The 13,591-nt window shown below is 68.6% G+C and carries 17 protein-coding genes; 4 read left to right on the forward strand and 13 right to left on the reverse strand.

From position 1 onward, the window contains the following. Positions 1 to 232: 232 nt before the first annotated feature. Positions 233 to 643: a transcription antitermination factor NusB gene (nusB, locus tag OHA10_RS35395; RefSeq protein ID WP_371403143.1), complete on the reverse strand. Its 411-nt coding sequence runs from the start codon at positions 641 to 643 to the stop codon at positions 233 to 235. 36 nt (positions 644 to 679) lie between these two features. Continuing rightward, positions 680 to 1,243, reverse strand: coding sequence for an elongation factor P (gene efp / locus OHA10_RS35400; protein ID WP_137257502.1), 564 nt, complete (start codon positions 1,241 to 1,243; stop codon positions 680 to 682). Positions 1,244 to 1,374: 131 nt separating this feature from the next. Between efp and OHA10_RS35405 the strand changes: the two genes are divergently transcribed. Next, the gene (locus OHA10_RS35405; RefSeq protein WP_371403144.1) at positions 1,375 to 2,253 is read left to right on the forward strand and encodes a hypothetical protein; all 879 of its coding nucleotides are present in this window, start codon (positions 1,375 to 1,377) and stop codon (positions 2,251 to 2,253) included. Here OHA10_RS35405 and OHA10_RS35410 read toward each other — a convergent pair. Continuing rightward, positions 2,250 to 2,747, reverse strand: a complete 498-nt coding sequence (locus tag OHA10_RS35410) for a MarR family winged helix-turn-helix transcriptional regulator (RefSeq protein WP_371403145.1) — start codon at positions 2,745 to 2,747, stop codon at positions 2,250 to 2,252. The two genes, OHA10_RS35405 and OHA10_RS35410, sit on opposite strands and share 4 nt — an antisense overlap. 73 nt (positions 2,748 to 2,820) lie before the next feature. Here OHA10_RS35410 and OHA10_RS35415 point away from each other — a divergent pair, with 73 nt between their 5' ends. Next, positions 2,821 to 3,726, forward strand: a complete 906-nt coding sequence (locus OHA10_RS35415) for an EamA family transporter (RefSeq protein ID WP_371403146.1) — start codon at positions 2,821 to 2,823, stop codon at positions 3,724 to 3,726. Position 3,727: 1 nt separating this feature from the next. Further along, positions 3,728 to 4,333: an NAD(P)-dependent oxidoreductase gene (locus OHA10_RS35420; protein WP_371403147.1), complete on the forward strand. Its 606-nt coding sequence runs from the start codon at positions 3,728 to 3,730 to the stop codon at positions 4,331 to 4,333. A gap of 45 nt (positions 4,334 to 4,378) precedes the next feature. On the opposite strand, the gene OHA10_RS35425 is transcribed toward OHA10_RS35420, so the two are convergent. The 9 genes from OHA10_RS35425 to OHA10_RS35465 form a co-directional block, all read right to left on the reverse strand. Continuing rightward, the gene (locus OHA10_RS35425; RefSeq protein WP_371403148.1) at positions 4,379 to 5,089 is read right to left on the reverse strand and encodes a response regulator transcription factor; all 711 of its coding nucleotides are present in this window, start codon (positions 5,087 to 5,089) and stop codon (positions 4,379 to 4,381) included. Between the two features lie 211 nt (positions 5,090 to 5,300). After that, the gene (gene aroQ / locus OHA10_RS35430) at positions 5,301 to 5,738 is read right to left on the reverse strand and encodes a type II 3-dehydroquinate dehydratase (protein WP_137257902.1); all 438 of its coding nucleotides are present in this window, start codon (positions 5,736 to 5,738) and stop codon (positions 5,301 to 5,303) included. Between the two features lie 35 nt (positions 5,739 to 5,773). Then, positions 5,774 to 6,856 carry a Gfo/Idh/MocA family protein gene (locus OHA10_RS35435; protein WP_371403149.1) on the reverse strand — a complete coding sequence of 361 codons (1,083 nt, stop codon included), beginning with the start codon at positions 6,854 to 6,856 and terminating at the stop codon, positions 5,774 to 5,776. Positions 6,857 to 6,928: 72 nt separating this feature from the next. Beyond that, positions 6,929 to 8,029 (reverse strand): 3-dehydroquinate synthase, encoded by a 1,101-nt coding sequence (aroB, locus tag OHA10_RS35440; protein WP_371403150.1) that lies wholly within the window; start codon positions 8,027 to 8,029, stop codon positions 6,929 to 6,931. Then, the gene (locus tag OHA10_RS35445) at positions 8,026 to 8,526 is read right to left on the reverse strand and encodes a shikimate kinase (RefSeq protein ID WP_371403151.1); all 501 of its coding nucleotides are present in this window, start codon (positions 8,524 to 8,526) and stop codon (positions 8,026 to 8,028) included. Before OHA10_RS35445 ends, aroB begins: the two co-directional genes overlap by 4 nt. Continuing rightward, positions 8,523 to 9,722 (reverse strand): chorismate synthase, encoded by a 1,200-nt coding sequence (gene aroC / locus OHA10_RS35450; protein ID WP_371403152.1) that lies wholly within the window; start codon positions 9,720 to 9,722, stop codon positions 8,523 to 8,525. The genes OHA10_RS35445 and aroC overlap by 4 nt, the downstream gene beginning before the upstream one ends. Positions 9,723 to 9,765: 43 nt before the next feature. Continuing rightward, positions 9,766 to 10,176: a type II toxin-antitoxin system VapC family toxin gene (locus OHA10_RS35455; protein ID WP_371403153.1), complete on the reverse strand. Its 411-nt coding sequence runs from the start codon at positions 10,174 to 10,176 to the stop codon at positions 9,766 to 9,768. Continuing rightward, positions 10,173 to 10,439, reverse strand: coding sequence for a type II toxin-antitoxin system Phd/YefM family antitoxin (locus tag OHA10_RS35460; protein ID WP_202871593.1), 267 nt, complete (start codon positions 10,437 to 10,439; stop codon positions 10,173 to 10,175). Before OHA10_RS35460 ends, OHA10_RS35455 begins: the two co-directional genes overlap by 4 nt. 51 nt (positions 10,440 to 10,490) lie before the next feature. Next, positions 10,491 to 10,691 carry a hypothetical protein gene (locus OHA10_RS35465; RefSeq protein WP_371403154.1) on the reverse strand — a complete coding sequence of 67 codons (201 nt, stop codon included), beginning with the start codon at positions 10,689 to 10,691 and terminating at the stop codon, positions 10,491 to 10,493. Between the two features lie 123 nt (positions 10,692 to 10,814). Between OHA10_RS35465 and OHA10_RS35470 the strand changes: the two genes are divergently transcribed. Further along, entirely contained in the window at positions 10,815 to 11,930 is a 1,116-nt protein-coding gene (locus OHA10_RS35470; RefSeq protein ID WP_371403155.1) for an ADP-ribosylglycohydrolase family protein, read from the forward strand. Here the strand turns inward: OHA10_RS35470 and OHA10_RS35475 are convergent, their stop codons facing one another. After that, entirely contained in the window at positions 11,931 to 13,514 is a 1,584-nt protein-coding gene (locus OHA10_RS35475) for an FAD-binding protein (RefSeq protein WP_371403156.1), read from the reverse strand. Between the last annotated feature and the right edge of the window lie 77 nt (positions 13,515 to 13,591).

The raw sequence follows: 13,591 nt of genomic DNA on the forward strand, positions 1-13,591 counted from the left end.
GGTCGGGGCTTGTAGCAGCTGGCCCGCGGCCGCCCGCCTTCTCTTTCTGACCCAACAGAGCAGTTCGAACGCAGTAGAGCGGCAGGGACCACCTCACCAGCCGCGTACGGGGACGCATCGGCGGCCCGGGACCGTACCGAGACGGTCACCGGGCCAGATACAGAGAGGGACTCGGAGAGGGCTCGCCCCCCTCGTTCCTCGACCACCCAGGGCCTTCAGCGGCCCGGGTTTCTCAGATGCCCAGTGTGGGCTTCAGCTGCAGCAGTCTCGCCAGCAGCCCGTTCACGAAGACCGGCGACTCGTCCGTCGACAGATCGCGCGCCAGCGCGACCGCCTCGCTCACCGCGACCACGTCCGGGACCTGGTCGTCGAACAGCAGCTCGTAGGCGCCGATCCGGAGGATGTTCCGGTCGACGGCCGGCATCCGGTCCAGGGTCCAGCCCACCGAGTGGGTCTCGAGCAGGTCGTCGATCTGCTCGATGTGCTTCGCGACACCTTCGACCAGCGCCACAGTGAACTCGTTCACCGGCGGGTCGTTGTCGGCCACCCGGTCGGCCAGGGTGCCGCCGACCGGCAGCCCCCTGACCTCGGACTCGAACAGCACGTCCAGTGCGCGCTTGCGGGCCTTGCTACGGGCAGACATGTTCTGTTGTCAGCTCTCTCAGGGTCTGTCAGGGCCTCAGGAGGTGACGCGGCCGAGGTAGTCCCCGGTGCGGGTGTCCACCTTGACCTTCTCACCAGTGGTCAGGAACAGCGGGACCTGGATGTCGTAGCCGGTCTCGAGCTTGGCCGGCTTGGTGCCGCCGCTGGAGCGGTCGCCCTGCAGACCCGGCTCGGTGTACTCGACCGTGAGCTCGACCGAGGCCGGCAGCTCGACGTACAACGGGAGGTCGTCGTGCACGGCGACGATCGCGTCCTGGTTCTCCAGCAGGAAGTGGACGGCGTCACCGACCACCTCGGGCTGCAGCTGCAGCTGGTCATAGGTCGACTTGTCCATGAACACGAACGCCGACCCGTCGTTGTACAGGTACGTCATGTCACGCTTGTCGACCGTGGCAACCTCGACCTTGACGTCGGCGTTGAAGGTCTTGTCCACCACCTTGCCGGACAGCACGTTCTTGAGCTTCGTCCGGACGATGGCGCCGCCCTTGCCCGGCTTGTGATGCTGGAACCACACGACGGACCACAACTGGCCGTCCAGGTCGAGCACCATGCCGTTCTTGAGGTCGTTCGTCGTTGCCACGCGGGTATGCCCTTCGAAATCGATCAGCGGTAACAAGGAATTGTAGCGGTCACTTCCGGTTTCCTCCGACTCCGCGCACCCGGGGGGCTCTACGCTGGGATTCCAGACCCGTCCAGCGGAGGAGGCCTGCGATGACCGGATTCATCATCTTCATCGTGGTGATGATCGTCGTGAGCCTGATCAACAAGGCCAAGCAGCAGTCCAACCGCAAGAACGGGAAGGTGAGTCCGCGCGTCCAGGCGCTGGTCGAGCGGATCCAGGCCCAGCAGGGCGGGAACCAGCCCACCCAGTTCCAGGGCCAGTACACCCAGGCGGCCGGTCAGGGCGGTCCACCGGCACCTCTGCAGAGCCAGCAGTCCACCTTCCCGCAGAACGGGAGCGCGCCGGGCAGTCAGCAGGTCGCGGCCGCGCTGGAGCAACTGATGCAGAACGGTCGGCAGCCACGTCATCTGGGCGAGCGGAACTCCCCGGGCCAGGCAGCACAGCTGCCGGGCGGCTCCGCGCAGTACCCGACGACCGGGGTGTACCAGCCGCCGGCTCAGTACCAGCCGGCCCAGTTCCAGCCGACGCAGTACAACGCGAATCCGTACCAGCCGCCGGCGCATCGCCCGCAGCAGAGCCACCTGCCGATGTCGAACCAGGACCTGGACGCGCAGGTCCGCACGCTGATGAACGCGAAGAACGAGGTCGGCGCGATCCGGCTGCTGGGCGAGCAACGCGAGCTGGGCATCCTCGAGGCACAGCGGTACGCGCGCTCACTGGTCGCCCCCAAGACGACAGCCCGCGCCACGGACGAGGACGAGCCCGACCTGGACGACAGGGACGATAGGGACGACCGCCGGTACGTCGGCTCCGCCGCCTTCGCGGAGTCGATCTTCAATCTGGACGACCGCGAGGAGAATGTCTGGGCCAGCGGCTGGGTCGACAAGCCCGAGCCGGAGGACCGCTCCGACATCGACGAGCTCTGGCAGACCGTCCGCAACGCCCCACGCCCCGGGACGACTTCCTAGTTCCGCTTGTCTCCAAGGGATTCCAGCAAGGTGCGGAGCAGGCCGGCCAGCTGATCGCGTTCGGCGGTCGACAGACCGGCGAGCAGTTGCGACTCGGTGTCGACGTGTGTCGGCAGCACCTTGTCGATCAGCTTGAGTCCCTTGGCCGTCAGCGTCACCTGCACGCCGCGGCCGTCGGTCTCGCTGGGCGTCCGCGTCACCAGGCCGCGCGACTCCAGCCTGTCCAACCGCTGGCTGATCGCCCCTGACGTCACCATCGAGGAGTGCATCAGCCCGGCCGGAGTCAGGCTGTGCTCCGCGTTGCTGCGCCGCAGCGTCGCCAGTACGTCGAACGACGCGCGGTCCAGCTCGTACTTGGCGAAGTTCCGCCGCAGCTCGGCATCGAACAGCGCACTGAGCCGGCTCAGCCGGCCGATGACCCCCATCGGCGACGGATCGATATCCGGCCGCCGTGCCCGCCACTGCTCGAGCACCAGGTCGACGTGATCTGCCATCCACCCAGCCTACTGCCGAATTGCTTAGCACTGAGGGATTGCAAGTAGCTTAGCGCTGAGATACTTTATCTTAGTGCTAAGCAATCGAGTCTCTCTTCTTCTGGTCACGACGATCACGCCGTTGCTCTGGGGTACGACCTATCTGGTCACGACCGAGTTCCTCCCACCTCATCGGCCGCTGCTGGCCGCGCTGCTCCGGTCGCTGCCGGCCGGCCTGCTGCTGGTGGCCATCACCCGGGTGCTGCCGAGAGGTAGTTGGTGGTGGCGCTCGCTGGTCCTCGGCACGCTCAACATCGGTGCCTTCAACGCACTGCTCTTCGTCGGTGCGTACCGGCTGCCCGGCGGCGTGGCCGCGACAGTCGGCGCGATCCAGCCACTACTGGTCGCAGTACTGTCGGCCGGACTGCTGCGGCAGCGGCTGTCTCTGCGCACTGTGCTCACAGCGATTGCCGGAGTCGTCGGCGTCGGCCTGCTGGTACTGCGGGCGACTGCACAGCTCGACATGCTGGGTGTACTCGCGGCTGTCGGCGGTGCGGTCGTCATGGCGTTCGGCGTCGTACTCAGCAAGCGCTGGACCTCCCCCTCTCCCCTGCTGGCCACCACTGGTTGGCAACTGGTCGCTGGTGGACTGGTGCTGCTACCTGTGGCCTTCCTGGTCGAAGGCGCGCTACCTGACTTCACCCTGCGGAACCTCGCGGGTTACTCCTACCTGGCGCTCTTCGGTTCCGCGATCGCATATGCACTCTGGTTCCGCGGACTCCGCGAGCTGGCTCCGACCGAGGTGACATTCCTCGGGCTGCTCAGCCCGGTCATGGCGACGACACTCGGCTGGCTGGTGCTCGATCAGCACCTGTCAGTCTGGCAGGCCATCGGCGGCCTGATTGTCCTCGCTGCCCTCGTGACCGCCCAGGTACGGCGCAAGGTGCGGCCAACGCCTGCGGCAGAAGCTCCTGTCCTTGTCGCAGCCGGGGAGCGCTGACATGCGAATCCTGGTCTGGGGTGCCGCCGGCGCTGTCGGCAGTCGAGTCGCCCGAGAAGCAGTTGCCCGCGGCCACCAGGTCACCACGGTCGGCCGCTCCTCCGGTCCGCTCCGTGGTGATGCCAGCGACCCGGACGACGTCGCTCGACTGAGTGCCGGGCACGACGTGGTGATCAGTGCGACCCGACCGCGTGCAGGACAGGAAGGTGAACTGGTCGCTGCCGCCAAGGGACTGCTGATCGGCCTGCGCGACAGCGGCGTACGGCTGATCCTGGTCGGCGGTGCGGCCAGTCTGACCGTGCCGGGGACCGAGGTGAAACTGGTCGACTCGCCGGACTTCCCGACGGAGCTGCGCCCGATCGCCCTGGCCTGCAACGAGCAGTACGACGTCGTGCGGGCCGCCGGCGGCCTGGACTGGACGTATGTGAGCCCGCCGGCGCTACTCGAGCCCGGAGAGCGGACCGGGAGCTACCGGAAGGGCTACGACCATCTGGTCACCGATGCGGTCGGCAGCTCGGCGATCTCGATGGAGGACTTCGCGATCGCGATCGTCGACGAAGCCGAGCGGGCGGAGCACGTCCGGCAGCGGTTCACGGTCGGGTACTGAACAGCCGGCCCTCGCTGCTGAGCGAGGGCCGGCTGCAGAGGTGTTTCAGATCAGGCCCTCGCGCAGTGCGTACGCGACGGCGTGCGAGCGGTTCTTCAGCTGAAGCCGGCTGGTCACCTCGTGCAGGACGTTCTTGACCGTCCGCTCCGAGTAGGACAGCTCACGGGCGATCTCCTGCGTGTCCTTGCCGTCGGCCACCAGCCGCAGTACCTGCGTCTCGCGGTCGGACAGACCGGTGTGGGACAGCCCCCGTGGTGCCGGCACGTGCCGCTGCATGCGTGACACCTGTCCCAGCAACCGGCCCAGGAGATCCGGCGGCAGGCTGCCGTCCCCGGCAGCGGCGGCTTGGACCAGATGCACGATCCGGTCAGCGGTCGCCTCGGTACGGCGCAGTACGCCGGACACCCCCAGCTCGACGGCGGTCATCAGCGCGTCGTCGTCGATCGTGCTGCCGATCAGCACGGTCCGGCGGCAGCCGCGCTGGGTTGCGGCCCGCAGTACCTGAACCGCACCGGCGTCCAGCGAGTCGACGGCGATCAACGCGACCACTGGCGGGGCGGGGCGCTGGTCGCCCTGCTGCGCCAGCTGCGCCGACTGCGCCGGCTGGCCGGGCATCGGAGCGGTCAGGTCGGTGTCGTTGATCAGGTTGATCTCCGGCCGCTGCCGCAGCGCATGCACCAACCCGAACTGCGACAGCGGGTCCAGCGCCTTCACCCAGACCGGAATACGGTGTTGCCCATTCGTGCTGGTCGTCATACCCGTCACTCCCCCAGAGCATTGTTGAACGGAACGGATCGAATCCGTAGTCACACGAACCCCCAATTCGTCGATTTCCTCCCGATCGTGCGCCCGCCCGGCCGGTCTCACCCTGATCTCTTGGCCGTCTGCTTGCGGAGTGTGCCCGCTCGGCGGGTCGAAATCTGCCACAACCACTAGATGCCCGAAAGGGCAGTTTGGTTATGAGTGGTTATGAATCCAGGCTCGTCAGTGCGCGAAGCGCGAGCCGGTAGGAGTCCAGGCCGAAGCCGGCGATGGTCCCGGTCGCCACACCGGCGACGACGCTGGTGTGCCGGAACTCCTCGCGGGTGGCGGGGTTGGTGAGGTGGATCTCGATCAACGGAGCCGTCCGCTGGGCGATCGCGTCGCGCAGCGCGTACGAGTAGTGCGTGAACGCGGCGGGGTTCAGTACGACGGGGGTCCGGTCGTCGGCCGCCTCGTGCAGCCAGCCGACCAGCTCCGCCTCGTCGTCGGTCTGCCGCACCTCGACCTCGAAGCCGAGCTCGGCGCCGGTCTTCTCACACACCCCGACCAGCTCGGCGAACGTCGTCGTACCGTACTTCTCCGGCTCGCGGGACCCCAGCCGCCCGAGGTTCGGCCCGTTCAGCACCAGCACCCGCCTGCTCACATCCGTCACGAACCTCACCCTAGCGGCCGCCTGACCTAGGCACTCCAGGGCGCACCAGGGCCACCCATGCGTTCGGCGTACGGGGTGCCGGGGGCGAGCTCTCCGCGCCGGATGGGCTTGTCGGTGAAGGCTGAGGCGTAGATGGCGGCGGCCAGTTCGAGCGTGTTGCGGGCCTCGGCGAGGGTGACCGGGGTCGGCGCGCCGGCTGCCTTGGCGTCCAGGATCGCGGCCAGTTGGGCGGTGTGGCCGCTCGGTACGTCGGGGAGGTCCGCGGTCCAGGCGTCGGCGATCTCCTCGTGGCCGGGAGCGGGCGTGACGGTCCAGTCGGGGTTCTTGTAGCCGTACAGGTGCTCTAGCTCGACCGTCGCGTGCTCGCAGTCGAAGCGGAGCTGGGACGTCTGGCGGGCCGACACCAGCGAGTTCACGACGGACGCGACGGCGCCGTTCTCGAAGGTCACCAGTGCCATCGAGACGTCCTCGGTCTGGGTCGGGCGCGCCCGCCGGGCCGCGAGCGCGGTCACCTTCTCCCACGGCCCGAGGATCGACAGCAGCAGGTCGTACTGATGGATGCCGTGACCCATCGTCGGCCCGCCGCCCTCGACGTCGAACGTCCCGCGCCACGGGACGTCGAAGTACGCGTCGTCGCGATACCAAACGGTGTTGCACAGGGCAACCAACGGCCGGCCGAGTACGCCGTCGCCGAGCAACTGCCGCAGCCGGACGGCACCCGATCCGAAGCGGTGCTGGAACACGCACGCGACCTGCGCCGACGACTTCTCCTCCGCCGCGACCAGCCGGTCGAACTCGTCCAGCGACAGCGTCGGAGGCTTCTCCATGTACACGTCGACATCCGCGGCCAGGCACTCCACTGCGAGCGGAACGTGCGAGTTCGGCGGCGTACACAGGTGGATGAGGTCGACGCGGTCCGCCGCGAGCAGGTCGGCCAGGCTCGGGTAGGTCGCCGGGATGTTCCACTTGTCGGCGAATTCCTTGGCCCGCGTCAGGTCGACGTCGACGGCCGCAACCAGCTCGGCCCGCTCCGCCAGCGCGGTGACCGCCCGGGCGTGCGAGCCGGCAATCCCGCCCGTACCGACGATCGCTATCCTCTGCTTGGTCATATGGAAAGCCCTTTCCGAGGGGCTTTCCATCCTCACATCACGCCGGTGTCGCCACAAGGCGACGGGTGTCGGCTAGCTGACCTCGCCGTACGCCGCGATGAGGAGACTCGGGTCGGGGGCCTCGAGGATGGTCGGTTTGGCCAGGGCGTCGAGGATGACGAAGCGGAGGCGGTCGGCGCGCGTCTTCTTGTCGAGCTTCATCGCGTCCTGCAGGTGCGGCCAGGCGTCGGCACGATAGGAGACCGGCAGGCCGAGCGACTCGAGTACGGCGCGGTGCCGGTCGGCGGTCGCGTCGTCGAGACGGCCGGTGGCACGGGCGAGCTCAGCGACGAACACCATGCCGATGCTGATCGCGGCACCGTGGCGCCACTTGTACCGCTCGACCCGCTCGATCGCGTGACCGAGCGTGTGCCCGTAGTTCAGCGCCTCGCGACCGATCTGGCCGCCCGCGGTCGTGGTCCGCTCGCGCAGGTCCGCGCCGACCGTGTCCGCCTTCACCTGGATCGAGCGGGCGATCAGCTCCTCGGTCGCGCCGTACGACGGACTCGTGGCGGCAGCCGGGTCCTTCTCGACCAGGTCGAGGATCACCGGGTCGGCGATGAAGCCGCACTTCACGACCTCGGCGAGCCCGCTGACGTAGTCGTTCGGCGGCAGGGTCTCGAGCGCGGCCAGGTCGCAGAGGACGCCGGCCGGCTCCCAGAAGGCGCCAACCAGGTTCTTGCCTTCGGCGGTGTTGATACCGGTCTTGCCGCCGACGGCCGCGTCGACCATGCCGAGCAGGGTGGTCGGGATGTGCACGACCTTCACGCCGCGCAACCAGGTCGCCGCGACGAATCCGGCCAGGTCGGTCGTCGTACCGCCGCCGACGCTCACGATCGCGTCCGACCGGGTGAACCCGGCCTGACCGAGCACGGACCAGCAGTACGCCAGCACCTCGGCGGTCTTGGCCTCCTCGGCGTCCGGGATCTCGATCGCGTGCGCGGTGAACCCGGAGGCGGTCAGGTCGTCGCGGATCGCGTCGCCGGTCTCGCGGAGCGCCCGCGGGTGGATGACGGCGACCCGCTGCACCCCGTCGCCCAGCAGCACCGGCAGTTCGCCGAGCAGATTGTTGCCGATGACAACGTCGTACGGCGCGGCCGCGGCAACCCGGATCCTGGTCGGGCCGTCGGTCATACGAGCTGCTCCAGGATTTCGCCGGCGATCTCGTCGGGCGTCTTGTCGTCCGTCATCACGGTCACCTTGGCGACCTCGGCGTACAACGGCCGGCGGGCTTCCATCAGGTTGCGGAGCTGGGTGCGGACGTTGCCGAGCAGCAGCGGCCGGGCGACGCTCATGCCGACGCGCTTGGAGGCCTCGCCGAGGCTGACGTCGAGGTAGACGACGGTCTGGCCGGCCAGGTCGGCGCGGGTCGCGGGATCCAGGATCGCGCCGCCGCCGAGCGACAGCACCTGGCCGTCGTCCTTCAGCGCTGCGACGATCGCGGCCCGCTCCAGCTCGCGGAAATGCGGCTCGCCCTCATCGACGAAGATCTCGGAGATCGGCTTGCCGGCCGCGGCCTCGATGTCGGTGTCGGTGTCGCGGTGCGTCGCCTTCAGCCGGTCGGCCAGCAGCGCCGCGATCGTGGACTTACCCGATCCCGGTGGTCCGACCAGGACGACGACCGGGCTCACTCCCACTCCCGCGGGGTGATCGTGGTCGGCAGGTTCGCCAGGTACGACTGGTGGTTGCGCGCGGTCTCGGTCACCGAGTCGCCGCCGAACTTCTCCAGCGAGACCTCGGCCAGCACCAGCGCGACCATCGCCTCGGCGACGATCCCGGCGGCCGGTACGGCGCAGACGTCCGACCGCTGGTGGTGCGCGGAGGCGGCCTCGCCGGTCGAGGTGTCGATCGTCCGGAGCGCCCGCGGCACGGTCGCGATCGGCTTCATCGCGGCCCGGACCCGGAGCGTCTCGCCCGTGCTCATGCCGCCCTCGGTGCCACCCGAGCGGCCACTGGTACGGCGTACCGCGCCGTCCTCGGCGACGATCTCGTCGTGCGCCTTGGAGCCGGGCGTCCGGGCGAGCTCGAACCCGTCGCCGAGCTCGACGCCCTTGATCGCCTGGATGCCCATCAGCGCGCCGGCCAGCTTGGAGTCGAGCCGCCGGTCCCAGTGCACGTAGCTGCCGAGGCCCGGCGGGAGACCGTCCACGACGACCTCGACCACGCCACCGAGCGTGTCACCGGCCTTCTGGGCGGCGTCGATCTCCGCGACCATCTGCTTGCTCGCGTCCGGGTCGAGGCAGCGGACCGGATCGGCGTCCAGCTTCGCGACATCGGCGTACGACGGGATCACGCCGTACGGCGCCCTGACGGTGCCGAGCTCGACGACGTGGCTGACGATCGTCACGCCGTACGACTGGCGGAGGAAGCGCGCGGCGACCTCGCCCAGCGCGACCCGGGCGGCGGTCTCGCGGGCGCTGGCGCGCTCGAGCACCGGGCGGGCCTCGTCGAACCCGTACTTCTGCATGCCGGCCAGGTCGGCGTGACCGGGCCGCGGGCGGGTCAGCGGGGCGTTCCGCGCGAGGCCGGCGAGCGTCTCCGCGTCGACCGGATCCGCGCTCATCACCTGCTCCCACTTCGGCCACTCGGTGTTGCCGACCTGGATCGCGACCGGGCTCCCGAGCGTCAGCCCGTGCCGGAAACCGCCGAGGAACGTCACCTCGTCCCGCTCGAACTTCATCCGGGCACCCCGGCCGTAGCCGAGCCGTCGACGAGCCAGGGCGTCGGCCACGTCATCAGTCGTGACCTCGACCCCCGCGGGAAGACCTTCAAGTACGGCGACGAGCGCTTGTCCGTGCGACTCGCCGGCGGTAAGCCAGCGCAGCATGCCAGGATTCTTTCACGCCCCGCTCACCCTCCGGACGGCGGTCTCAGTTGACGAAGGGGTTGAGCACACGCACGCCGGTGCGCTCGACGTCGCCGGTGTTGCGCGTGACGAATGTCCAGTCGTGGACGAGGGCGGTCGCTGCCATCAGCCCGTCGACGACCGGCAGCGGAGTCCGCGCGCTCAACCGGCCCCAGATTTCCGCGATGTCCTGCGTAACGGGGATGATGCGATCGGAGAACCCACGGACAAGACGTTGACACCAGTCATCGAGTGCGGCGGCCTGCGTCGGATCCCGATCGACCAGCCGCTCGATTCCTTTTCTGAGCTCACCGACCATGAGTGCACTGACGTAGAGCTGGCCGGACCGAACAGAGTCGAACCATTTGACCGCGCCCGAGTCCGGCACCTTCTTCCGGAACTCCGACACCATGTTGGTGTCGAGCAGATAGCTCACTCGAGATCGACCGGCCGTTCCGGATCCATCGGACGCTCGATCTCGAGCATGCTCATATCCGGCGCCGACGCCAGGAAACTCTTGAAGTCCTCCACCAGTTCCACCCCCGTCATCCGTCGGTAGTCCACGATGTCGAGCACGACGGCAACCTGCTCACCGTGCTTGGTCACGAACTGCGGACCGCTCGTCTGCACGGCCCGGATCAACTCGCTGAAATGCTGTTTCGCTTCCTGTAACTGCCACTGGCCGGCCACAGCCGTCATCACCATCACCTCGTGCGAACAGTCTAGACAGACTGGACAGAATCAGCGAACTCAGCGGCAGGTCTGGGTGTCCTGGGTGAGGCCGTCGCGGACGGAGAGGACTACGTCGAAGGTTTTGATGATCGGGGACTCGTCGCAGGTGGTGGCGGCGCCGGCTGCCTGACCGCCGGCGATCGCGGCGCCGGCCAGGGCGGTGGTGGCGAGCGCCGCCACGGCCACGCGCCCGGCGGTACGACGGAATGCGGGGGTCATCAGGTGCTCCCTTGAACGGTGGTTCCTTATATCAACGACCGTAGAAGTCGGGAACGCCGGGTGAACTGGCTCTGGAACCCGTCTTGGGGGTAGCGCTTGCACCACCCTCGATAGGGTCCTGGCATGAGTCGGGTGGCTGAGGAGACGTGGCGGGCGCGGGTGCGCGGGTGCTTGCTGGGTGGTGCGATCGGGGACGCGCTGGGCGGGCCGGTGGAGTTCGAGGACGGTCGGTCGATCGTGGCGAAGCACCCGGACGGCGTACGGGCGTTCCTCCCGGGAAGCGACGGGTGGCCCGCGGGGACGATCACCGACGACACCCAGATGACGCTGTTCACGGTCGAGGGGCTGATCCGGGCCGGCGTACGGACGGACCGCGGGATCGGGTTCACAGTCGGCGTCGTGCATCACGCGTACGACCGCTGGCTGGACACGCAGAACCTGCCCGGGCCGAGCGGTGAGCAGGACGGTTGGCTGCAGGGTGAGCAGTGGCTGTACGCGCGTCGTGCGCCGGGCAACACCTGCCTGTCCGCGCTGACCGAGGCCCGCAAGGGCGAGGCACGGATCCCGCAGTTCGGCGGCGAGGCGGTGAACGACTCGAAGGGATGCGGCGGGGTGATGCGGGTCGCGCCGTTCGGGCTGCTGCCGGCGTACTTCCCGACGGACTGGATCTTCGACTCGGCCGCGACCGCCGCCGGGTACACGCACGGTCATCCGACCGGGAAGCTCGCCTCCGGCGCACTCGCCGCGATCATCCGCGAGCTGTGCAACGGCGCCGGCCTCGACGACGCACTCACAAGAGCGACCGAGCTCCTCAAACAGCACGAAGGCCACGACGAGACCAGTACGGCGCTCGCGTTCGCGCGCCACCTGGCCGCGACGGCACCCGCCGGTCCCGTCACGGTCGAGCGCCTCGGCGGCGGGTGGGTCGCCGAGGAGGCACTCGCGATCGCGGTCTTCGCGGCCCTCGCCTACCCGGAGCCGGACCAGTTCCTCGACGCGCTCGCGCTCGCGGTCACCCACTCCGGCGACAGCGACTCCACCGGCGCGATCTGCGGCAACATCCTGGGCGCCCTCCACGGCGAGACGGCTCTCCCCGCAGAGCTCGTCTTCACCGTCGAGGGTCGCGCCGTCATCCTTCAACTCGCCGACGACTTCGCGCTGGAGTTCACCCAGGGCAAGCGTCTGCACGGCGACTACGGCCCACAAACGACCTGGACCACCCGCTACCCGGGCTGGTGACTACTGCGGCTCGATCGAGAGCTTGTGGTGGAACACGTTGCGCGGGTCCCACTTCGACTTGATCTGCTGCAGCCGCGGGTAGTTGCCCTGGTAGTACAGGTCGTGCCACGGCACGCCGGACTTGTTGTAGGCCGGGTCGGCCAGATCCACGTCCGGGTAGTTGATGTACGAGCCGGCGTTGGTCGCGTTCGGCACCGGGACGCCGCCGGTGTCGCGGTAGATGTCGCCGTACACCTTCCGCATCCAGCCGAGGTGCATGTCGTCGTCGGTGGCGTTGTCCCACGCTGCGGTGAGAACGATCTTGCCCATCACGTCGCGTTGCGCGGAGGCGGTCGAGTCCGACGGGACGGTGTTCACCTTGCCGCCGTACGGGACGAGAAGCATCGACGACACCGGACCCTTGTACGTCGTGTCGGTGAGCCCGCGGTAGAGCGAGAGGATCTGCTCGTCGGAGTACCCCTTCTTCAGGTACCCGGCCTTGTACTTCCCGCGGTTCGGCGTCGCGGTCTCCTCGATCGAGCGCTGCATGCTCAGGTGCAGGAACGGCCCGACACCCAGGTCGATCACCTGCGGCTTCTGCTCCACCCCTTCGACCATCGCCGCGTTGAACGCGTTCATCAGCTGCTCCGAGTTCGGCGCGGCCGCGTCGATCTGGGTCGAGAGCAGGTACTGCTCGGCGCTGTAGTGCGACAGGATGAACGGCGCGTAGAGCGTCGCGTACGGCGAGTCCGGGGTGTTGTGCTGCTCGAAGAACGTGAACCAGTTGCGCACCGTCCGCAGGAACCCGGCCTGCGTCGTGGTCTTCCAGTCGTACAGCAGCAGGGTCGACCGCAACGCAGCCGGTGCCTTGGGCAACGATTCGCCCGGCGTCCGGCCGGAGGCGCCGGCCGAACGCATCAGGTACCGCGTGACGACACCGAAGTTCCCGCCACCGCCGCCCGTGTGCGCCCACCACAGGTCCTTGTACTGGTTGTCGCGCGTCGCCACCACCGACCGCGCCCGGCCACGCGCGTCGACGACCACGACCTCCACGCCGTACAGGTGGTCGACGACCGAGCCGTACTTCCGCGACAGCGGCCCGTACCCGCCGCCGCTGAAGTGCCCGCCCACCCCGACACTCAGGCAGCCGCCCGCCGGCAGTGTCAGACCCCAGCCGTAGAACAGTTCCTTGTAGACGGTCTCGAGAACGGCACCGGCTCCGATCGAGAACGCCTTGTACTGCGGGTCCCACGTCACCTCGTCGTACGTCGACATGTCGAGCAGGACCTCGATGTCGCTGCTGTCCACGAAGTCCTCGAAGCAGTGTCCACCGCCGCGGACCGCGATCCGCTTGCCGCTGCGGACCGCCTCCTGGACGGCCGCGACGGCGTCCTCGGTCGACCGGATCACTCGCGCGTACTGCGGTTTGCCGATGAAGCGGCGATTCTGCCCGCGCAGCACCAGGTCCTGGTACCGCGCGTCGTTCGGGCCGATCTTGTCGCTGAGGGCGGTGGTGGTGACGGCGGCAGACGCAGTACCGGGGACGGCGAGCGCCGCACCCGCAACCGCGGTCCCGGCCAGAAGACCACGACGGCTGACTGGCATAGAGATTCCCTCCCGAGAGTTCGAATGCTTCGACCCTAGGAAGGCGGGCAGTGTCCGCACATCAACCATCTGGTGGA

It is taken from the genome of Kribbella sp. NBC_00662 (assembly GCF_041430295.1).
Classification (GTDB): Bacteria; Actinomycetota; Actinomycetes; order Propionibacteriales; family Kribbellaceae; genus Kribbella.

What these genes read in the sequence shown, in the direction of transcription:
- OHA10_RS35470 (WP_371403155.1), top strand. Translation starts at nt 10,815, where the DNA reads ATGAGTCGGGTGGCTGAGGAGACGTGGCGGGCGCGGGTGCGCGGGTGC.
- OHA10_RS35420 (WP_371403147.1), top strand. Translation starts at nt 3,728, where the DNA reads ATGCGAATCCTGGTCTGGGGTGCCGCCGGCGCTGTCGGCAGTCGAGTC.
- OHA10_RS35425 (WP_371403148.1), bottom strand. Translation starts at nt 5,089, where the DNA reads ATGACGACCAGCACGAATGGGCAACACCGTATTCCGGTCTGGGTGAAG.
- OHA10_RS35475 (WP_371403156.1), bottom strand. Translation starts at nt 13,514, where the DNA reads ATGCCAGTCAGCCGTCGTGGTCTTCTGGCCGGGACCGCGGTTGCGGGT.
- OHA10_RS35435 (WP_371403149.1), bottom strand. Translation starts at nt 6,856, where the DNA reads ATGACCAAGCAGAGGATAGCGATCGTCGGTACGGGCGGGATTGCCGGC.
- nusB (WP_371403143.1), bottom strand. Translation starts at nt 643, where the DNA reads ATGTCTGCCCGTAGCAAGGCCCGCAAGCGCGCACTGGACGTGCTGTTC.
- aroB (WP_371403150.1), bottom strand. Translation starts at nt 8,029, where the DNA reads ATGACCGACGGCCCGACCAGGATCCGGGTTGCCGCGGCCGCGCCGTAC.
- OHA10_RS35465 (WP_371403154.1), bottom strand. Translation starts at nt 10,691, where the DNA reads ATGACCCCCGCATTCCGTCGTACCGCCGGGCGCGTGGCCGTGGCGGCG.
- OHA10_RS35410 (WP_371403145.1), bottom strand. Translation starts at nt 2,747, where the DNA reads ATGGCAGATCACGTCGACCTGGTGCTCGAGCAGTGGCGGGCACGGCGG.
- OHA10_RS35460 (WP_202871593.1), bottom strand. Translation starts at nt 10,439, where the DNA reads ATGACGGCTGTGGCCGGCCAGTGGCAGTTACAGGAAGCGAAACAGCAT.
- OHA10_RS35405 (WP_371403144.1), top strand. Translation starts at nt 1,375, where the DNA reads ATGACCGGATTCATCATCTTCATCGTGGTGATGATCGTCGTGAGCCTG.
- aroC (WP_371403152.1), bottom strand. Translation starts at nt 9,722, where the DNA reads ATGCTGCGCTGGCTTACCGCCGGCGAGTCGCACGGACAAGCGCTCGTC.